The organism is Streptomyces sp. Ru73, from assembly GCF_002920575.1.
Lineage (GTDB): Bacteria > Actinomycetota > Actinomycetes > Streptomycetales > Streptomycetaceae > Streptomyces.
Genome location: NZ_PQSQ01000010.1, coordinates 40,483 through 61,221, shown reverse-complemented (window position 1 = coordinate 61,221; position 20,739 = coordinate 40,483). Strand labels below are relative to the sequence as shown.

Annotated in this window: 14 protein-coding genes; 2 read left to right on the top strand and 12 right to left on the bottom strand. The window is 73.6% G+C overall.

Annotated elements, in window-relative coordinates; all coding sequences use genetic code 11:
* Positions 1-238: 238 nt before the first annotated feature.
* The 3 genes from C3486_RS06965 to topA all read right to left on the bottom strand — a co-directional run bounded on the left by C3486_RS06965 (position 239) and on the right by topA (position 8,109).
* A complete protein-coding gene (locus C3486_RS06965; protein ID WP_103831709.1) occupies positions 239-1,468 on the bottom strand; it encodes a DNA polymerase III subunit delta' in 1,230 nt (409 codons plus the stop codon).
* A gap of 352 nt (positions 1,469-1,820) precedes the next feature.
* Positions 1,821-5,162: a dTMP kinase gene (gene tmk / locus C3486_RS06960; protein WP_103831708.1), complete on the bottom strand. Its 3,342-nt coding sequence runs from the start codon at positions 5,160-5,162 to the stop codon at positions 1,821-1,823.
* A 115-nt stretch (positions 5,163-5,277) separates the two neighbouring features.
* Positions 5,278-8,109: a type I DNA topoisomerase gene (gene topA / locus C3486_RS06955; RefSeq protein ID WP_103831707.1), complete on the bottom strand. Its 2,832-nt coding sequence runs from the start codon at positions 8,107-8,109 to the stop codon at positions 5,278-5,280.
* Positions 8,110-8,581: 472 nt separating this feature from the next.
* Here topA and C3486_RS06950 point away from each other — a divergent pair, with 472 nt between their 5' ends.
* Positions 8,582-9,085: a DUF2752 domain-containing protein gene (locus tag C3486_RS06950; protein WP_258052646.1), complete on the top strand. Its 504-nt coding sequence runs from the start codon at positions 8,582-8,584 to the stop codon at positions 9,083-9,085.
* A 41-nt stretch (positions 9,086-9,126) separates the two neighbouring features.
* Here C3486_RS06950 and C3486_RS06945 read toward each other — a convergent pair whose 3' ends face one another.
* From C3486_RS06945 to bldG, 6 genes are all read right to left on the bottom strand, one after another.
* Entirely contained in the window at positions 9,127-9,324 is a 198-nt protein-coding gene (locus C3486_RS06945) for a hypothetical protein (RefSeq protein ID WP_103831706.1), read from the bottom strand.
* Between the two features lie 165 nt (positions 9,325-9,489).
* The gene (locus tag C3486_RS06940; protein WP_103831705.1) at positions 9,490-11,088 is read right to left on the bottom strand and encodes a methyltransferase; all 1,599 of its coding nucleotides are present in this window, start codon (positions 11,086-11,088) and stop codon (positions 9,490-9,492) included.
* Positions 11,089-11,206: 118 nt separating this feature from the next.
* Positions 11,207-11,779 carry a small secreted protein gene (locus tag C3486_RS06935; RefSeq protein ID WP_103831704.1) on the bottom strand — a complete coding sequence of 191 codons (573 nt, stop codon included), beginning with the start codon at positions 11,777-11,779 and terminating at the stop codon, positions 11,207-11,209.
* 214 nt (positions 11,780-11,993) lie between these two features.
* Positions 11,994-14,390: a sodium-translocating pyrophosphatase gene (locus C3486_RS06930; RefSeq protein ID WP_103831703.1), complete on the bottom strand. Its 2,397-nt coding sequence runs from the start codon at positions 14,388-14,390 to the stop codon at positions 11,994-11,996.
* Between the two features lie 861 nt (positions 14,391-15,251).
* Positions 15,252-15,710, bottom strand: coding sequence for an ATP-binding protein (locus C3486_RS06920; RefSeq protein WP_103831701.1), 459 nt, complete (start codon positions 15,708-15,710; stop codon positions 15,252-15,254).
* Between the two features lie 110 nt (positions 15,711-15,820).
* Positions 15,821-16,162, bottom strand: coding sequence for an anti-sigma factor antagonist BldG (bldG, locus tag C3486_RS06915; RefSeq protein ID WP_030260174.1), 342 nt, complete (start codon positions 16,160-16,162; stop codon positions 15,821-15,823).
* 136 nt (positions 16,163-16,298) lie between these two features.
* Between bldG and C3486_RS06910 the strand changes: the two genes are divergently transcribed.
* A complete protein-coding gene (locus C3486_RS06910) occupies positions 16,299-18,812 on the top strand; it encodes a DEAD/DEAH box helicase (RefSeq protein WP_103831771.1) in 2,514 nt (837 codons plus the stop codon).
* Positions 18,813-19,416: 604 nt separating this feature from the next.
* Here C3486_RS06910 and C3486_RS38510 read toward each other — a convergent pair.
* The 3 genes from C3486_RS38510 to C3486_RS37170 are packed head-to-tail and all read right to left on the bottom strand — an operon-like array spanning position 19,417 to position 20,684.
* The gene (locus C3486_RS38510) at positions 19,417-20,013 is read right to left on the bottom strand and encodes an Rv3654c family TadE-like protein (RefSeq protein WP_308461223.1); all 597 of its coding nucleotides are present in this window, start codon (positions 20,011-20,013) and stop codon (positions 19,417-19,419) included.
* A complete protein-coding gene (locus tag C3486_RS06895) occupies positions 19,988-20,368 on the bottom strand; it encodes a TadE family type IV pilus minor pilin (RefSeq protein WP_103831698.1) in 381 nt (126 codons plus the stop codon). The genes C3486_RS38510 and C3486_RS06895 overlap by 26 nt, the downstream gene beginning before the upstream one ends.
* Positions 20,355-20,684, bottom strand: a complete 330-nt coding sequence (locus tag C3486_RS37170) for a DUF4244 domain-containing protein (protein WP_258052645.1) — start codon at positions 20,682-20,684, stop codon at positions 20,355-20,357. The genes C3486_RS06895 and C3486_RS37170 overlap by 14 nt, the downstream gene beginning before the upstream one ends.
* Positions 20,685-20,739: the final 55 nt, after the last annotated feature.

Below are 20,739 nucleotides of genomic sequence, written 5' to 3'. Positions count from 1 at the left end.
GGCGACCGACCGCGCGGCTCGCGGGGCCACCGACCGCGCGGCTCGCGGGGCCACCGACCGCGCGGCTCGCGGGGCCACCGACCGCGCGGCTCGCGGGGCAGCCGTCCCTCGCCGAGCAGCCGTCCTCCGCGGGGCAGCCGTCCCTCGCGGGGCAGGCGTCCGGGGCGCGGGGACCGGAGGGGTACGGCCGTACGGGGCCGGCGGGGCGGGGCCGACCGGGGCGGGGTGGCGCGGGTCGTCAGCCCGCCCGGAGGGCAGCGGCCATCGCTTCGACCGCGAGCAGCGGGGCGACGTTGCGGTCCAGGGCCTGGCGGCAGGCGATGACCGCTTCTATGCGGCGCAGGGTGCGCTCGGGGGTGGAGCCGGCGGCGATGCGCTGGACGCTGTCCCGTACGTCCTCGTTGGCCAGCTCGGCGGCGGTGCCGAGCTGGAGGGCGAGGACGTCGCGGTAGAAGGCCGTCAGGTCGGTGAGCGCGAGGTCCAGGCTGTCCCGCTGCGTACGCGTGGCGCGGCGCTTCTGCTTGTCCTGCAGGTCCTTCATCACGCCCGCCGTGCCGCGCGGCAGCCGCCCGCCCGTGCCGGCGGCGGCGCCCAGCGCGGCCCGCAGCTCCTCCGTCTCCTTGGCGTCGACCTCCTCGGCGACCTGCTTGGCGTCCTCCCCCGCCGCGTCGATCAGCTCCTGCGCGGCCTTGAGGCAGCCGCCGATGTCGTCGATGCGGAGCGGCAGCTTGAGGACGGCGGCGCGGCGGGCACGGGCCCGCTCGTCCGTCGCCAGCCGGCGCGCCCGGCCGATGTGCCCCTGGGTGGCGCGGGCGGCCGCCGCGGCGGCGGCCGGCTCGATGCCGTCGCGCCGCATCAGCATGTCGGCGACGGCCGACGTGGGAGGCGTCCGCAGGGTCAGCAGACGGCAGCGGGACCGGATCGTGGGGAGCACGTCCTCGATGGACGGGGCGCAGAGCAGCCAGACCGTGCGCGGCGCGGGCTCCTCCACGGCCTTCAGCAGGACGTTGCCCGCGCCCTCGGTGAGGCGGTCGGCGTCCTCCAGGACGATCACCTGCCAGCGGCCGCCCGCGGGTGACATGGAGGCACGGCGGACCAGGTCCCGCGTCTCCTTCACGCCGATGGACAGCAGGTCCGTACGGACCACCTCGACGTCGGCGTGCGTCCCGACCAGCGTGGTGTGGCAGCCGTCGCAGAAGCCGCAGCCGGGGGCGCCGCCGAGGGCCCGGTCCGGGCTCACGCACTGCAGCGCCGCGGCGAAGGCCCGGGCCGCGGTGGCCCGGCCGGAACCGGGCGGCCCGGTGAAGAGCCAGGCGTGCGTCATCCGGGACGCACTCATGGAGGCCGGGGCGGATGCGGCCGCCGCGCCGCCCTCCTCGGCCGTGACCAGGGCGTCGGCGTCGCGCGCCGCGGCGGCGAGCTGCTCCGTCACCCGCTCCTGGCCCACCAGGTCGTCCCACACCGCCATTGCGCTCCGCCGTCCTGTCCGTGTCCTGCCGTGCCGTCGTCGTGCCGTGCCGCCGCGAGTGCGCCCCCGGCACGCGACCGGATCGCCGTGCCACCGCATCGCGTGGGCGGCCCGTCGCATTCCATTGTGGTGGACGGGACCGACACTCCCGTCCACCTGTGGATAACTCAGGGCCGATCGACCCGGCAGCCCTGCGCATGCGGCCGTGCGGCCGCGCGCCTGACAGCCCCCGGCCCTGCCAGGGCGGCGGGACCGGCAGCCATCGCCCCGCGAGCCGAGCCCCCCCCCGCCAAACGCCCCGGCCCCCGGCACGCTCGCGCGTACCGGGGGCCGGAAGCCGGGAAAACGGTGATCAGCGGCGGCCCCAGCGGCCGCGGCGCTCCTCCTCTTCCTCCGTGTCGCGCGGGCCGAGCAGTTCGTCCGCGAGGGTCGGGAGATCGTCCAGCGGGGTCTCCTCGGCCCACTCCGGGCGGCGCCGGCCGGCCGGCCGCGGCTGCTGCTCGTACTGCGGGTGCGGCTGCTGCGGCGCGTACGACTCGTACGGGGACTGGCCGGCGGGGCGGCCGTGGACCGGCAGGCCCGTCGCCGGGTCGATCTGCGGCAGCTCGGCCGTGCGCTCCACGCTCGACTCGGCCGCCGGCCGCCGGGTGTCGCCGTCCTCCGGACGGAACATCCACGACGGCACCCGGTCCTCAGGCCCCTCGGGCCGTACCGGCGGCAGGACGGCGGTCTCGTCGGCCGCACGGTCCTCCTCCGCGGGCCGTACGGGCGGCAGCACGGCCGTCTCGTCGGCGGCGCGGGAGCCAGCGGCGGACGGCCGCCGCTCCTCGGACCGGTCGTCGTCCGCTTCCGCCGCCTCGGGCTGCGGCAGGACCGCGGTCTCCTCGGAGTCCGACCCGGACCGGTCGTCCCGGTCCTCGGCGCCCGTACCGGAGCGCGGGGCCGCCTCCTTGCGCATCTCCACCCGCGGCGTCCCGCCGGGGACCGTCTCCGCCGCGTCCGAGGCGCTCTCCTGCGCGGCCCGCCGGGTGTCCTCCTGCGGCTCCTTGCGCATGCTGATCACCGGCGTCTCGGTGGTCGGCGCGTCGGCGTCGTGCACGCCCTCGGCCGCCGAGGCGGCGGCGAGCCGGGCCTGCTCGGCGCGGAGCAGCGCCTCCTCGGCCTTGCGCTGCTTCTCCAGGCGGCGCTCCTCGGCCTCCTTGCGGAGCCGCTTCTCCTCCTCGTGCTGCCGGCGCAGCCGCTCCTGCTCGGCCTGCCGGGCTGCCTCCTCGGCCTCCCGGCGCTTGCGCTCCTCCTCGGCCTGGCGGCGGGCCTCCTCGGCGCGCTGCCGGGCCTCCTCCGCCTGCCGCGCCGCCTCGCGCGCCTTGGCCGCCTCGATCTCGCGGCGCTTGCGCTCCTCCTCCTCGGCGCGCAGCCGGGCCAGCTGCTCCTGGCGCTCGCGCTCCTGCCGCTCCTCCTCGGCCTTGCGCGCGGCCTCTTCCTCGGCCTTCCTGCGCGCTTCCTCCTCGGCGGCCTTGCGGGCCTCGGCCTGGGCCTTGATCTCGGCCTCGGACAGCGGCAGCACCTGGTCCAGGCGGTGCCGTACGACCGTGGTGACGGCCTCGGGCTCCAGGCCCGCGTCCACCACGAGGTACCGCGCCGGGTCGGCGGCGGCCAGCGTCAGGAAGCCCTTGCGCACCCGCTCGTGGAACTCGGCGGGCTCGGACTCCAGCCGGTCCGGCGCCTCCGTGAAACGCTCCCGCGCGGTCTCGGGGGACACGTCCAGCAGCACCGTGAGGTGCGGGACCAGGCCGTCCGTGGCCCAGCGGGAGATGCGGGCGATCTCGGTGGGCGCGAGGTTGCGGCCCGCGCCCTGGTACGCCACCGAGGAGTCGATGTACCGGTCGGTGATGACGACGGCGCCGCGCTCCAGGGCCGGCCGGATCACGCTGTTCACGTGCTCGGCGCGGTCCGCGGCGAACATCAGGGCCTCGGCCCGGTCCGACAGTCCGCTCGTGGAGACGTCCAGGATGATCGAGCGCAGCCGCTTGCCGATGGCGGTGGCGCCCGGCTCGCGGGTCACCACGACCTCGTGGCCCTTGGCCCTTATCCAGTCCGCCAGCGCCTCGACCTGCGTGGACTTGCCGGCCCCGTCGCCGCCCTCCAGAGCGATGAAGAAGCCGGTCGCCGCCGGTGCCTGCGCCGGGTCGCCGCCGCGCAGCGCCTCGCGCAGGTCGCGGCGGAGCGGTACGCCCTGCCGGTCGTCGGTCTTGCCCAGCACCCACGCGGCGACCGGCAGCAGCAGCGCGCCGACGAGCATGAGCGTGAAGGCGGCGCCGCCGTGCGCGAAGACGAACGAGCCGCTGCCGAGATGGTGCGGGCCGATGCCGGCGGCCAGCAGCGGCCCGACGATCGCGGCGGGCGCGACGGCGAGCCGTACGACGGCGTGCAGGTGGTCGGTGGTGCGGGCGGCGCGGAACTCCTCGGCCTCCTGGTCCAGGAGGGCGTGCCCGGTGTTGGCCGCGATGCCCGCGCTCACGCCGGCGAGCAGCGCCAGCAGCAGGACGGTGGTCGTGTCGGGCACGAGGCCCATGGCCAGCAGCGCGAGGCCGGTGACGGCGACGGAGAGCGCGAGCAGCCGGCGGCGCGAGAACCCGGGCAGGACCTTGCCGGCGCAGCGGATGCCGACGACCGGGCCGCCGCTGAGGGCCAGCACGAAGAGGGCGTACCCGACCGGGCCGCCCCCGAGGTCGCGGACGTGCAGCACGCTCAGCGCGACGGCCGCGGCGATCGCGGCGGCGACCGCGGCGCAGGCCAGCACGAGGAGCGGGATCGCGCCGGTACGGCCCTTGTCGACGCCGGTGCCGGTCTTCGGGCGGCGCAGGCCCTCGAGGGGCGAGCGCGGACGCGGCGTACGGGAGCCGGGGAACGCGAGGAAGTACACGATCGAGACGGACGCGGCGAACAGGCCGGCGGCGACGTACGAACCGAGCGCCGCCTGGTGGGTGTGGAACCAGTCGATGCCCGCACCCAGCGCGTTCCCGATGAGGGTGATGACCAGCAGCCCGGCGGCGGCGATGGGCAGCGACACGAAGCCGGTGCGCAGGAAGAGGCGGCGCAGCGCGTCGTGGTTGTCCGGCTGCGGTCTCACGGCGTCGCCCTCGGCGGGCGGCGCGGGCAGCAGCGCGGGGGCCGCGCTCTCCCGGCACACCGTCCAGAAGCGCTCGGCGACGCCGGCCACGAAGGCCGTGATCAGCACGCAGGCCAGGGCGTTGTCCGGGAGCCAGTCGATCCAGAGGGGGGCGACGATGAGCAGTACGGCGCGGAGACCGTCCGCGGCGATCATCGTCCAGCGGCGGTCCAGCGGCCCCTCGGGGGCCGTCAGCGCGGAGAGCGGGCCGAGCAGCACGGCACCGAACAGCAGGGTCGACAGCAGCCGCGCCCCGAAGACGGCGGCGACCGCGAAGGCCGCGCCCCGGTATCCGCCGCCGAAGGCCGCGGTGCCTCCGTGGGGGGTGAAGACCGCCGCCTGGAGTGCGAGCAGGACCAGGACCAGAACGCCGAGGGCATCACCGATGCCGCCGACGAACTGGGCGCTCCACAGCCGTTTGAGGGGAGGGAAGCGCAGCAGGGCTCGCACGGCGCGCTCGCGGGAGTCCGCGGCGAGTGCGCCTGATGTGGGGGTCACGACCGTTGGCTGCTCGGTACGCGTCATTCCGCCAGCCTAGCGGGACCCGGTGACACACCGGGTCCCTGGCCGAACACGGGTGCGGTCGCGGGGCGACCTGCACCACCGGGGCTGCGCCCCCTGTCGCCCTTCGGGCTCGTCCTCAGTCGCCGGACGGGCTTGATTTGGCCGCTGTCTTCTTCGCAGCAGCGGTCGTCTTCTTCGCCGTCGTCTTCTTGGCGGTCGTCTTCTTCGCCGCCGTCTTCTTGGCCGCGGTCTTCTTCGCCGGGGCCTTCTTGGCAGTGGTCTTCTTGGCCGCCGTCTTCTTCTTGGCCGGGCCCTTGGCGCGCTTCTCGGCGAGGAGTTCGAAACCGCGCTCGGGGGTGATCGTCTCGACGTCGTCGTCCCGGCGCAGCGTCGCGTTGGTCTCGCCGTCGGTGACGTACGGGCCGAAGCGGCCGTCCTTGACCACGACCGGCTTCTCGCTGACCGGGTCGGTGCCCAGCTCCTTCAGCGGCGGCTTGGCCGCTGCGCGTCCGCGCTGCTTGGGCTTGGAGTAGATCTCCAGCGCCTCGTCGAGCGTGATCGTGAAGAGCTGCTCCTCGCTCTCCAGGGAACGCGAGTCCGTGCCCTTCTTCAGGTACGGGCCGTAGCGGCCGTTCTGCGCGGTGATGTCCACACCCTCGGCGTCCTGGCCGACGACGCGCGGCAGCGACATCAGCTTGAGCGCGTCCTCCAGCGTGACGGTGTCCAGGGACATCGACTTGAACAGCGAGGCCGTGCGCGGCTTGACCGCGTTCTTGCCGGTCTTCGGGGTGCCCTCGGGCAGGATCTCGGTGACGTACGGGCCGTAGCGGCCGTCCTTGGCCACGATCTGGTGGCCGGTCTTCGGGTCCGTGCCCAGCTCGAAGTCGCCGCTGGGCTTGGCCAGCAGCTCCTCGGCGTACTCCACCGTCAGCTCGTCGGGCGCCAGGTCGTCCGGCACGTCGGCGCGCTGGTGGTTGTCGGTGTCCTTCTCGCCGCGCTCCACGTAGGGGCCGTAGCGGCCCACCCGGAGGACGATGCCGTTGCCGACCGGGAAGGAGGAGACCTCGCGCGCGTCGATCGCGCCCAGGTCCGTGACCAGCTCCTTCAGGCCGCCGAGGTGGTCGCCGTCGCCGTTGCCCGCCTCGGAGGCCGCGCCCTCGGGGCCGCCCTCGCCGAAGTAGAAGCGGCGCAGCCACGGCACGGACTGGGCCTCGCCGCGTGCGATGCGGTCGAGGTCGTCCTCCATCCTGGCGGTGAAGTCGTAGTCGACGAGCCTGCCGAAGTGCTTCTCCAGGAGGTTCACCACGGCGAAGGACAAGAAGGACGGCACGAGCGCCGTGCCCTTCTTGAAGACGTAGCCGCGGTCCAGGATGGTGCCGATGATCGACGCGTACGTCGACGGGCGGCCGATCTCCCGCTCCTCCAGCTCCTTGACCAGCGTGGCCTCGGTGTAGCGGGCCGGCGGCTTGGTGGCGTGGCCGTCCGCGGAGAGCTCCCGGGCGGTCAGCGCGTCGCCCTCGGCGACCTGCGGCAGCCGGCGCTCGCGGTCGTCCAGCTCGGCGTTCGGGTCGTCGGCGCCCTCGACGTACGCCTTGAGGAAGCCGTGGAAGGTGATGGTCTTGCCGGACGCGCTGAACTCGGCGTCCCGGCCGTCGCTCGCCGTGCCGCCCAGCTTGACGGTGACGCTGTTCCCGGTGGCGTCCTTCATCTGGGACGCGACGGTGCGCTTCCAGATCAGCTCGTACAGCTTGAACTGGTCACCGGTCAGGCCCGTCTCGGCGGGCGTGCGGAAGCGGTCGCCGGAGGGGCGGATCGCCTCGTGCGCCTCCTGGGCGTTCTTCACCTTGCCCGCGTAGGAGCGCGGCTTGTCCGGGAGGTAGTCGGCGCCGTAGAGCTGCGTGACCTGGGCACGGGCGGCCGCGACGGCGGTGTCGGAGAGCGTCGTGGAGTCCGTACGCATGTAGGTGATGAAGCCGTTCTCGTACAGCTTCTGGGCCACCTGCATGGTCGCCTTGGCGCCGAAGCCCAGCTTGCGGCTGGCCTCCTGCTGCATCGTGGTCGTGCGGAACGGCGCGTACGGGGAGCGCCGGTACGGCTTGGACTCGACCGAGCGGACGGAGAACCGCGTGTCCTCCAGCGCGGCGGCCAGCGCGCGGGCGTTCGCCTCGTCCAGGTGCAGCACCTGGTCGGACTTGAGCCGGCCGTCGGCGCCGAAGTCGCGGCCCTGGGCCACGCGGCGGCCGTCGACGGTGGTCAGACGCGCGCCGAAGGTGCCGGGGTCGCTCGCGTCGCCCTCGCGGCCGGTGGCGAAGGTGCCGGTCAGGTCCCAGTACTCGGCGGAGCGGAAGGCGATGCGCTCGCGCTCCCGCTCGACGACGAGGCGGGTGGCGACGGACTGCACGCGGCCGGCCGACAGCCGGGGCATGACCTTCTTCCACAGGACCGGCGAGACCTCGTAGCCGTAGAGGCGGTCGAGGATGCGGCGGGTCTCCTGGGCGTCGACGAGCTTCTTGTTCAGCTCGCGCGGGTTCGCCACGGCGTCCCGGATGGCGTCCTTGGTGATCTCGTGGAAGACCATGCGGTGGACGGGGACCTTGGGCTTGAGGATCTCCTGCAGGTGCCAGGCGATGGCCTCGCCCTCGCGGTCCTCATCGGTGGCGAGGAAGAGTTCGTCGGACTCGGCCAGCAGCTCCTTGAGCTTCTTGACCTGGTCCTTCTTGTCGCTGTTGACGACGTAGATCGGCTGGAAGTCGGCGTCGACGTTCACGCCGAGGCGCGCCCAGGACTCGCCCTTGTACTTCGCCGGGACCTCGGCGGCGCCGTTCGGAAGGTCACGGATGTGCCCGACGCTCGCTTCGACGACGTATCCAGGGCCGAGGTAGCCCTTGATCGTCTTCGCCTTGGCAGGCGACTCGACGATGACGAGTCGGCGGCCGCCGCCTTGTGCGGTGTCGCTGGTCGGGGACAACTTCGCTCTTCTCTCCGGTCGGCGCTGGGGGGTACCTCGGGACGGTGCTCCCGAGGGCGACTCTGCGGTGACGCTGCGGAGTGTGACGGTACATCCCGCCCCCGTGTCAAACGGAAAAAGCCCACAACGCCACTCGAACGGTAACCCGAGTCCAGCCCTTCGTGCCGCCCGGACCTCGCGCCGCCGCCCGCGGCACGCTCCGTGATCACCCGCCGCGCGGGAGGCCCGGCGCGGGCCGCCGAGGGGCGGTCGCGGACCGCTCCGGCACGGAAGGGAACGCTCCGCATCCGGCTCCGCGCGTCCCGCCCGAACTGGAACGGAAGGGGCGCCGGGCATATTCCGTTTCCGGCCCCGTGCCGCGCCGGGGAGGGGCCGGGCCGCGGTCCCCGCCGGGGCTCCCCGGGCCGGTGCAGGGGCGGCTGGCAGGATGGTGGCGGGTCACACAGATATACGTCTTCGGGGGGCACCGGCCATGGCGGAGGAGTACGGCGGCCACGCCGGTGCGGCAGGGGCCGCGGCGGCGCCGATGTCCGCGCCGGTCCCGGGCGCGTCGCCGTACGCCGCACCGGGCGCGCCGGCCGACGCCCGGCGGGTGCGGCGGACGACCCTGGGCGTCGCCCTCGCGGTGACCGGTCTCACGGCCGCGGCCTGCGCCTATCTGTGGCACACCGATCCGCACCAGCCGGGGCAGGCCCTGCCGCGCTGCCCCTTCAACGTCATGACCGGGCTGCTCTGCCCGGCCTGCGGCGGCACCCGCATGGTGTACGACCTGCTCCACGGGGAGCTGTCCGCGGCCTTCCACGACAACGCCGCGCTGCTCGTCCTCGGAGTGCCGCTCGCCGCGTACGTGGGCGGGCGGCTGCTCTACGAAGGGCTGCGGGGACGCCGGTACCGTGTCCGGCCCACGCCGCGCACGCTCGCCGCGGTGCTGGCCACCGCGCTCGTCTGGGGCGTCGTACGGAACGTGGTGGGCTGACCGGCTCCGCGCGCCCCGCCGTCGGGTGCCGGGCCCGGCCGTCAGGCGGTGGTGAGGAGCCAGCCGCCGGCCGCCAGGAACAGCGTGCCGAAGAGCGCGGTCATGGTCACCGCGAGCGGGCGGCTCACGCCGTGGGCGACCGGCGCGCGGTGACTGACGCGCGCCGCCAGCCAGAGCAGCAGTCCGCCGCCGAAGAGCGCGAAGGCGGCACCGGAGAACAGCGCGGGTCCACGTTCCATACGGGCAGCCTGGCACTCCCCCGCGACCCTCGGGCGAACAGCGGGTGAACGCGCGCGCCCGCTCCCCCGTACGGGCTCCCCACGGTCTGCGCGGGCGCTCCACACCGCCCACGCGCCGCGTCACTGAGGGCCCGTACCCGCGTGCTCCGTACGGGCCCCGCGTCCTCAGCCCTCCGTCGTCGCGTCCGCGTCCGCCTCCGGCGCCCCGCCGACCGGGTCCAGGAAGCCCTGCTCGACCAGCATCCGGATCGCCTCCGGCGTGCGGTCCCGCAGCATCACGGGGTCCTCGCCGACGAGTTGGGCGATGGCGTCCAGGATGCGTCCGGCGGGCAGCGTGCCGTCGCACACCCCGGCGAAGCCCGCGCCGACCGTGTCGACCTTCGTGGCCCGCCGCATGCCCCGGTTCTGACGGAGCACCACGTGCTCGGGGTCCTCGGCGCCCGGCAGCCCGACCTGCTCCTGCACGACCTCGGGGGCGAGCTTGAACCGTCCGGCCAGCAGCGCGGCGTCGTCCGTCTCGCGCAGGTAGTCCTGGCGCGCGAAGTGGCCGAGCACGGCGGGGCCGAGCGGCTGCTCGACGGCGTGCGGCCACTCCTCGATGGTGATCGAGGGATCGTCGGCGCCGGACTTGCGCAGCGTGATCCACCCGAAGCCGACGGCCCTGGTCTTGCGCGCCTCGAACTCATCCAGCCACGCCTCGTACCGCGCGGCGTACTCCTCGGGGCCCGCGCGGTGGTCGCCGGCGTCCCGCAGCCACAGCTCGGCGTACTGGGTGACGTCCTGCACCTCGCGCTGCACGATCCAGGCGTCGCAGCCGCGCGGCACCCAGGCGCGCACCCGGTCCTTCCAGTCCTCGCCCTCGACGTGCTGCCAGTTCGCGAGCAGCTGGCAGTAGCCGCCGTCGTTCAAATGGCCGGCGGCCTGCTGCACCAGCGTGCGGCACAGGTCGTCGCCGCCCATGCCGCCGTCGCGGTAGGTGAGCCGGGCGCCCGGCGAGATCACGAAGGGCGGGTTGGAGACGATCAGGTCGTACGTCTCGTCGCCCACCGGCTCGAACAGCGAGCCCTGCCGCAGATCGGCGGCCTGGGCCCCGGAGAGCGCGAGGGTGAGGGCCGCGATGCGCAGCGCCCGCGGGTTCACGTCCGTCGCGGTGACCCGGGTGGCGTACTCGGCGGCGTGCAGGGCCTGCACACCGGAGCCCGTGCCGAGGTCGAGGACGGAGTCGAAGTGCGGCCCGGCGGCCGGGGCGCCGGCCTGGGGGCGCAGCATGAGCCCCGCGAGGGTGGTGGAGGCGCCGCCGACGCCGAGGACCAGCTGGGAGCGGTCCACGTCGGCCGGGCCGCGGCCGATGCCGCCGGCGCCGCCGACCGCGCAGCCCAGGTCGGAGACGATCCACCAGTCCTGGCCCTCGGGACCGCCGTACGGGCGCACGTCCACGGTCGCGCGCACCTCGTCGCCGTCCCGGACGAGCCAGCCGTCGGCCAGGCAGTCGTCCAGGGGCAGCGCTTCGCCCGCGCGCGCTGCCGCGACCGGCTGCTGGAGCAGGAAGAGCCGCACCAGGGCCGCGAGCGGGCCGTCGCTTCTGGTGGCGCGCAGGGCCGGCACGGTCTCGCTGCGGGCCAGCGCGGCGTAGGCGGTGGCGCCCAGCAGTTCCAGCAGGCCGTCGGCGGTGAAGCCGGCGGCCAGCAGCGCCTCCCGCAGCCGGGCGGTGCGGGCGGCGGACTCGGGGTCTCGGTCGTCTGCGACGGGGAGGTGCGTACTCACGCCCCCATTGTCAGGGCAACCGCCGACGGCGAACCACCGGCACGACGGCGGCGCCCCGGCCGGTCCCGTACGGACGAGCCGCCGGGGCCGGGCCGGCGCCGCGTGCGAGCGGCCGCGGTCAGGAGCTCTTCTGCGGCGAGGCGGACGCCTTCTGCGTCTGGCAGCCCTTCTGACCGGCCATCGCCTTGCCGACGTCGCCGGACTCCAGCTTCTTGAAGGCCGCCTCGCTCTTCTTGTTGAGCTTGTTGATGCCGTCCGACAGCGAGCGCAGCCCGTCGGCGAACTTCTGCTTGTCCTTGGTGTCGAGCCCGTCGACCTGCTTCTTGAGGTCCGCGTAGCCCGCGGAGAGCCCCTTCAGCTCCTTGACGGCGTTCTTCTTGTCGGCGCTGCCGCCCTCGACCGGGGGAGCCCCCGCCTTGTCCAGCGACTTGGCCAGCGAGCCGTAGGCGTCCGAGATCTTCTGGAACGCCTGGGAGTCGGTCTGCTGGACCTTCTTGGAGTCGGTGGTGCCGTCGTCCGCGGTCTGCATCGACGCGTTGGCGTCCTGGATCTGCTTGAACTGAGCCTGCGCGGGGTCGCAGAAACGCTTGGCCCAGTCATTGAGCTTCTTGTTGCTGTCGTCGCTGCAGCCGGTCAGCGCGAGCACCAGTGCCGCACCGCCGGACAGTGCAGCCACAAGCTTCTTGTTCACCGGATTGGTCCCTTCCATGGCTCTCGGCCCCGGAACATACACGCCCAAAGGGCTTTGACCATGAGACGAGCATCCCGTACGACCCGCATTGAAGCCATTTGCACCAAGGGACGGTGACCGATACCTCTCGCTTCCGGCAGACGTACGGGCGGGTGGACGAGGCACGCAAAACGCCTCGCCCACCCGCCCGTTGAGCGGATTTCTCAGCGGCCCGTCAGGAAACGACCGCCGGGTCGGCCGTCTGAGCGACCTTTCCCGAGTTGTCTTCGTCACCCACGGCGATGCCGCGGCGCTTGGAGAGGTACACCGCGCCCACGATGATGATCAGCGCGATGACCGCCGCCACGATCCGTACGCCGACGTTCGCGTCGTTGCCGTAGCTGAACTTGACCACGGCAGGCGCGATGAGCAGCGCCACCAGGTTCATCACCTTCAGCAGCGGGTTGATCGCGGGGCCCGCGGTGTCCTTGAACGGGTCGCCCACGGTGTCACCGATGACAGTGGCCGCGTGCGCCTCACTGCCCTTGCCGCCGTGGTGGCCGTCCTCCACCAGCTTCTTGGCGTTGTCCCAGGCACCACCGGAGTTGGCGAGGAACACCGCCATCAGGGTGCCGGTGCCGATCGCGCCGGCCAGGAAGGAGCCGAGCGCGCCGACGCCGAGCGAGAAGCCGACCAGGATGGGCGTGAGCACCGCCAGCAGGCCGGGGGTGGCCAGCTCGCGGAGCGCGTCCTTGGTGCAGATGTCGACGACCCGTCCGTACTCCGGCTTCTCGGTGCCGTCCATGATCCCGGGCTTCTCCCGGAACTGCCGGCGGACCTCGAAGACCACCGAACCCGCCGAGCGGGACACGGCATTGATGGCCAGTCCGGAGAAGAGGAAGACCACCGCGGCGCCCAGGACGAGGCCGACCAGGTTGTTCGGCTGCGAGATGTCCAGGCTCAGGCCCATGCCCTTCGCCGCGTCGCCCACGTCCCGTACGGCCGTGGCGATCGCGTCCCGGTACGAACCGAACAGCGCGGCCGCCGCGAGCACCGCCGTGGCGATGGCGATGCCCTTGGTGATGGCCTTGGTGGTGTTGCCCACGGCGTCCAGGTCGGTGAGCACCTGCGCGCCGTCGCCCTCGACGTCACCGGACATCTCGGCGATGCCCTGCGCGTTGTCGGAGACCGGCCCGAAGGTGTCCATGGCGACGATGACGCCGACCGTGGTCAGCAGGCCCGTACCGGCCAGCGCCACCGCGAACAGCGCCAGCATGATGGACGCGCCGCCCAGCAGGAACGCGCCGTACACGGCTAGGCCGATCAGCACGGCCGAGTAGACCGCCGACTCCAGGCCGATGGAGATGCCGGAGAGCACGACGGTCGCGGGGCCGGTCAGCGAGGTCTTGCCGATGTCCCGTACGGGCCGCCGGCTGGTCTCGGTGAAGTAACCGGTCAGCTGCTGGATGAGCGCGGCGAGCACGATGCCGATGGCGACCGCGACCAGGGCCAGGATGCGCGGGTCGCCCGCCCGGCCGGCGATCGCGTCGTCGCTGACGCCGGTCAGGCCCGCGTAGGTGGACGGCAGGTACGTGAAGGCCGCGACGGCCACCAGGACCAGCGAGATGCCCGCGGAGATGAAGAAGCCGCGGTTGATGGCGGTCATGCCGCTGCGGTCGGAGCGCCGGGGCGCCACGACGAAGATGCCGATCATCGCCGTGATCACGCCGATGGCCGGGACGAGCAGCGGGAAGGCGAGCCCCGAGTCACCGAAGGCGGCCATGCCCAGGATCAGCGCGGCGACCAGGGTGACCGCGTACGACTCGAACAGGTCGGCCGCCATGCCGGCGCAGTCGCCGACGTTGTCGCCCACGTTGTCCGCGATGGTCGCGGCGTTGCGCGGGTCGTCCTCGGGGATGCCCTGCTCGACCTTGCCGACCAGGTCGGCGCCGACGTCCGCGGCCTTGGTGAAGATGCCGCCGCCGACTCGCATGAACATGGCGATCAGCGCCGCACCGAGGCCGAAGCCCTCCAGTACCTTCGGCGCGTCGACCGCGTACACGAGGACGACACAGGACGCGCCCAGCAGGCCGAGGCCCACCGTGAACATGCCGACGACCCCGCCCGTGCGGAAAGCGATCTTCATCGCCTTGTGCGAGACGGCCGTCAGATCACGGGCGGCCGTGTCCCCTTCGGCGGGAGTGGCTTCCCGCGCCGCCGCGGCGACTCGCACATTGCTGCGCACCGCGAGCCACATGCCGATATAGCCGGTGGCCGCGGAGAATGCCGCGCCGATCAAGAAGAACGCGCTGCGGCCGATGCGCTGCGTCCAGTTGTCCGCGGGCAGCAGCATGAGCAGGAAGAACACCACGACGGCGAATACGCCGAGGGTGCGCAACTGCCGTGCGAGATAGGCATTGGCGCCTTCCTGCACGGCAGCGGCGATCTTCTTCATACTGTCGGTGCCCTCGCCGGCCGCGAGCACTTGCCGTACCAGCACGGCCGCGACGGCGAGCGCCGCCAGGGCCACGAGGGCGATCACCAGCACGATGCCGCGGTTGCCGCTCGTCAGTGATGGCTCGGCCAGGTATGTGGGGGTGTCGAGCATCTGAGGGGTGTAAGGCCCCGCCATTCGTCCTCCTTGACGTTTGGCACATGGGCGCGCGAATGCACGCTCAGGCGTCCTGAGCAAAGATGTGGACGGATTGTAGGGAGCCGCACTAGATCAAAACAGTACGCGTCAAAGGGAATTCGCCTGCAGCCGCGAAGATCAATAGGTGAGCGCCGCAGAAATTCGCCCGGACGACGGAATGCAGCAAATTCGCTGACCGCGTCAGGATGATCTCGCTGTCCTATTGAACGCCGCTGCTCAGAGAGGCGCGCGAGATCCTTTTCGGGCAGCCCGCACGGGGCGCGCGGCGGAGCCGCTGCCTCCGCTCCGGACCCGGGCGCCGACGCGACGGCCCGTGTGTGCGTACGCGTACGAACATGTAGGCGTAGGCGTAAGCCCACCGGTACACCTGCGCCCGGCCCCGGCCACGCCCGTACGGCGGGCAGGCGCTACGACACCGGCAGGAGGGCACGGGGGCCCGTGCAACGCGCTCGGCGAGCCACATGACTGAGACGCGGCCAGGGCGCGGCTGGGGCCGGTTGGGCGTGGGCGCGGCCCGGTTGGGCGTAGGTGGGGAAGGCCGGGGGCGGCGTACGGGGGGGGTGGGGGCCGATCGGGGGCCGATCGCCTGTGCCTCGCCGGGGCGTGGTCGCCCGGCGGCGGAGGGAACGGTGAAGCCGTTCCTGCGGGGGTACGGCCGCTGAGACCAGGTGACTCGGAGCGTCGGAGGTGTGCGGCGCGGGTCCGACGGGGCGCACCGGCGGGGCGCCGGGGCCCTCGGGCGAGGCTGTCGGCGCCTCAGCGGCCGGCAGGCAGGCGCGGTAAGGCCGAGACCGACAGCCGCGGCAGGCCGACGGCCGCGGGGCGGCTTCGGGGCGGCCGCTACGGCAGGACGGGGTCCGGGACCGTCGGCCAGCTCATCCGGATCACGCCGCCGGTCTCGCTGGAGGACACCTCGACGTCGTCGACCAGACCGCTGATGACCGCGAGGCCCATCTCGTCCTCGGCCTCGTCGGTGGTCGCGGACTCCGCACCGTCCGGTTCGCCGCCCGCGACGCCCGGCACACCCGGCGCCGCCCCGGCGGTCGCCCCCGGCACCTCGTCGCCGACCTCGATGGAGAACTTCTTCTCGTCCTCGATCAGCATGACGGTGATCGGCGAAGTGACGTCATTGCTGCGGTGCAGTCCCACGGCGCGGCTGCACGCCTCACCGACGGCGAGGCGCACCTCGTCGAGCACCGCCTCGTCCACCCCGGCCCGCCGCGCCACGGCGGCCGCGACCAGACGCGCGGTCCGGACGTGCTCGGGAAGGGCGCTGAAACGAAGTTCGACGGTGGCCATTGCCATCCCCCTCGGTAAGCGGGCGTGCTACGCAGGGGGCCGGACGCGTTGTCCGGTACCCCCCACTGCTTCCTGCCCCCGCGCACGCGGCACGGGGAACCGGACAGCTGTCAGTCGGTGGCCGCGACGGCCTCGTCGACCGAGGTGTGAATCGGGAACACCTTCGTCAGTCCGGTAATACGGAAGATCTTGAGAATGCGCTCCTGGTTGCAGACCAGGCGCAGCGAGCCCTCGTGGGCACGCACCCGCTTCAGGCCACCCACCAGAACGCCGAGCCCGGTGGAGTCGAGGAAGTCGACGCGCTCCATGTCCACCACGAGGTGGTAGCTGCCGTCGTTCACGAGCTCGACCAGCTGCTCCCGCAGCTTGGGCGCGGTGTATACATCAATCTCGCCACCGACGTCGACGACCGTACGGTCGCCAACGGTACGGGTCGACAGGGACAGGTCCACGGATCCTCCAGCACCTTGCTATCGAGCGGTCGCCCCCCATGGATCGGCAGCCGCGATGGCATTCAATCACTTACCAGCAGGCGCGCACGACGCCTTATGAGCATTGTCCGTCACACCGGTGACACACTCGGTGCCGATGGCCTCCAATCGACTGCCGCCGGATGCGGATGCGCACCCCTCCCCGGGCATGGTCCTCGACCGTCTCGCCAGGGGAGAGATCCGCGCTACGCGCATCACTCATACGGAGCACTTGCCCCCGCGGATCGGCAGCCATGCCGACTGGCCCGGATCGATCCGCACGGAAGTGATCGACGCCATCCGCACCGCCGGCATCGAGCGCCCCTGGACACACCAAGCCCGGGTCGCGGAGCACGCGTTGCGCGGTGACTCGGTCATCGTCGCCACCGGCACCGCATCCGGCAAATCGCTGGCGTACCTCGCCCCGGTGCTGTCCGGACTGCTGGACGGCTCCGAGGCCCCCAACGGCCGCGGCGCCACCGCGCTGTACCTCGCCCCGACCAAGGCGCTCGCCGCCGACCAGCGGCGCTCCGTACGCGATCTGGCCGCCCCGCTGGGCACGGCGATCCGGCCGGCCGTGTACGACGGCGACACGCCGGTCGAAGAACGCGAATGGGTGCGCCAGTACGGCAATTACGTCCTCACCAACCCCGACATGCTGCACCGCGGCATCCTCCCGGCCCACCCCCGCTGGTCCTCCTTCCTCCGCGCGCTGCGCTACGTGGTCATCGACGAGTGCCACACCTACCGCGGTGTATTCGGCTCGCACGTCGCCCAGGTCATCCGCCGGCTCCGCCGGATCTGCGCCCGTTACGGCGCGGACCCGGTCTTCCTGCTGGCCTCCGCCACCTCCGCCGAGCCGGCCGAGTCCGCCGCGCGGCTCATCGGCGCGCCGGTCGTGCAGATCACCGAGGACACCTCCCCGCGCGGCGAGGTCGTCTTCGCCCTGTGGGAGCCGCCGCTGACCGAGCTGCACGGCGAGCAGGGCGCGCCCGTACGCCGTACCGCCACCGCCGAGACCGCCGACCTGCTCACCGACCTCGCCGTGCAGGGCGTCCGCAGCGTGGCCTTCGTCCGCTCCCGGCGCGGCGCCGAGCTGATCGCCCTCATCGCCCAGGAACGACTGGCCGAGGTCGACCGGTCGCTCCCCGGCCGGGTCGCGGCGTACCGGGGCGGCTATCTGCCCGAGGAGCGCCGCGCCCTGGAGCGCGCCCTGCACACCGGCGACCTGCTGGGGCTGGCCGCGACCACGGCGCTGGAGCTGGGCATCGACGTCTCCGGCCTCGACGCCGTCCTCATCGCCGGATATCCCGGCACCCGCGCGTCCCTGTGGCAGCAGGCGGGCCGCGCCGGCCGGGCCGGGCAGGGCGCGCTCGCCGTGCTCGTCGCCCGCGACGACCCGCTGGACACCTACCTCGTCCACCATCCCGAAGCCCTCTTCGACCGGCCGGTCGAATCGACCGTCCTCGACCCCGACAACCCGTACGTGCTCTGGCCCCACCTCTGCGCCGCCGCGGCCGAGGTCCCGCTCGGCCCCGAGGACCTGGCCCTCTTCGGGCCGGAGGCGCCGGACGTCCTCGCGGGCCTGGAGCGCCGCCGGCTGCTGCGCCGCCGCGGCAAGTCCTGGTACTGGACCCGCCGCGAACGCGCCGCCGACCTCACCGACATCCGCGGCCAGGGCGGTTCCCCCGTCCAGGTCGTGGAGGCCGCCACAGGACGGCTCCTGGGCACGGTCGACGAGGCCGCCGCGCACTCCACCGTCCACGAGGGCGCGGTCCATCTGCACCAGGGCCGCTCGTACCTGGTGAAACACCTGGACCTGGAGGACAGCGTCGCCCTCGTCGAGGAGGCCACGCCGCCCTACTCCACGGTCGCCCGTGACACCACCGCCATCTCCATCCTGGAGACCGACACCGAGGTGCCGTGGGGCGACGCGCGCCTGTGCTTCGGCTCGGTCGAGGTCACCAACCAGGTCGTCTCCTTCCTGCGCCGCAAACTGATCACCGGCGAGGTGCTCGGCGAGACCAAGCTCGACCTCCCGCCGCGTACGCTGCGTACCCGCGCCGTGTGGTGGACCATGACCGAGGACCAGCTGGACGCGGCCCGGGTCAATCCGGAACAGCTGGGCGGCGCCCTGCACGCCGCCGAACACGCCTCCATCGGCATCCTTCCGCTCTTCGCCACCTGTGACCGCTGGGACATCGGCGGCGTCTCCGTGCCGCTGCACCCGGACACGCTCCTCCCGACGGTCTTCGTCTACGACGGCCACCCGGGCGGTGCGGGCTTCGCGGAACGCGCCTTCCACACCGCCGCCGACTGGCTCGCCGCCACCCGCAAGGCCATCGCGTCCTGCGAGTGCGACGCCGGCTGCCCGTCCTGCATCCAGTCCCCCAAGTGCGGCAACGGCAACGAACCCCTGCACAAACGAGGCGCCATCCGCCTGCTGACGGAACTCCTCCGCGGAGCGGAAGCCGCGGGCGCGGCGGGCCAGGCGGGCGCCGCAGGTGCGGCGGGCCCGGCGGGGGCGGCGGGCCAGGCGGGCGCCGCAGGTGCCGCGGAAGGCGCGGAAGATGCCGGGGAGGCGGAGGCCGCGGAAAGCGCCGGGGAGGCGGGCCGAGGGGCGGGGCGGTGACGTCCGGCGGCGGCCCGGGGGCGGGAGCTGGTGCGGAGCCGGATGCGGGTGCGGGCGGGGGCCCGGGGGCGGGACCGGGTGCGGGGGCTGGTGCGGAGCCGGATGCGGGTGCGGGCCGGGGCCCGGGCACGGGCCCAGGATCCGGTGCGGGCCCGGGCGTGGGCCGGGGCCCAGGCGCGGGACCTGGTGCGGGCCCGGGCGCGGGACCTGCTGCTGGCCCGGGCGCCGGACCTGCTGCTGGCTCCGCTGCGGGACGTGCTGACGCGGAGCCGGCTGCGGGACACCCTGATGCCGACCCTGGTGCGGGGCCGGGCGCAGGACCTGACGGCCGGGCAGCGGCGCCCGAGGGGACGCCCAGGGCTGACCCGCGCCCGGTTACCGGGACGCCGGAGTCACTGGGGCTCCGGCGTTACCGGAGTCATCGGGGCTCCGCAATTGCCGGGGTACCGATGCCACCGGGGCTGCGGAGTTACCAGGAGTGCCGATGCCACCGGGGCTCCGGAGCTACCGGGGTGCCGATGCCACCGGGGCTCCGGAGCTACCGGGGTGTCGATGCCACCGGGGCTCCGGAGTTACCGGGGAGCCGTCCTCACCGGGGCCGGGATCACGGCGGTGACGGGATCCCGGCAGGTGTCGGCGTCACCGGGCCGACGGCCACCCCCGCCTCCGCGGGGCCCGCTCGGGAGCGGATGCGTGGGGTGAACGGTCCCGCCCGCGCCTCCGCCGACACGTCGGCGACCTCCGCCCGCAGCGAGCACCTGACCAGTCGGGCGTGCTGCGCCGCAGCGACCCGGCGGGCCGCGCCACACGCGTCGGCCTCCCCGTACAGGCTCCGTTCCGCGGCGGCGAGCGCGGCCAGGTCGGCCGCCGCGCCTGCCCTGTGCCGGGCGATCGCCGCCTGCCCGAGGGCGATCACCATGGCGAACACCGCGCACAGGGCCATGGCACTCATCGCGGTCCAGACCGTTGCCGACCCCCCGTCACCTCGCCGCCTGAGGCCCGCCCCCTCATCAGCTCTCCTTCTCCGGCCCGTCCCTTCGCCGAGCCTCCGTCTCGGGCCCGTCTCTTCCCCGAGCCTCCGCCTCGGTCCCGTCCCTTCGTCAGCCCTCCGTTTCCGATCCGGTCCTGCCTCGTCTCTCCTCCGACGCGGCTCGCCGCTCCGCTCCCCTCGCTGCTCACCGGCCCACCGTCTCTTCGGCAAGGGCGACCGCCTCCCCCCTGAGCGTCATGTTCAGCGGCCCCAGCGCCGGCGCCGCCGCCTCGACCCGTACGCGGACCAGGTCGCCCTCCCGCACCAGCCGCACCCGCGCCCCGCGCGGGGCGACCGACCGGGCGGCCGCGAGCGTGCTTCCGTCGGCCTCCGCGCGTGCCGCCGCCCGGGCCCCGGCGCGGGCGGCGTCCACGCACTGGATCTGCGCGCACGCCGCCATCAGCCCCCACAGCAGCATCGCCACGAACAGCACCAGCGTCGGAATGGCCACCGCCGTCTCGGCCGTCACCATCCCCCGGTCCTGGGCGCTGCCCCGCGCAAGGACGGCCGGGTCAGACCGGGACATGGAGTGCCCTGCCGATCAGTGAACTCAACGCCGAACTCACCGACCCGCTCGTCACGACCTTGTAGAGCACCGCCGCGAACGCACAGGCCGCCAGCGTCCCCATGGCGTACTCCGCCGTCGTCATCCCCCGGTCCAGCCGCTGCCGCAATGCCGCTCCCCTGCTTCGGCACCAGCCGGCCCGAGCCCCGATGATCCGGCGCCTCGCCTCGAGCCGTTTCTTGACCGTGCCGAAGTCGAGGCGGGCCGCCGCCCAGGCGGCCCACCCCTCGGGCCCACCCGGCACCATCACCCGTTCCCGGCCGTCCCGTGCGGCCACCGCTCGCGCACGCCTCGCCCCGCGTGCCGCCTCACCGGCCACGACTGCCCATTCG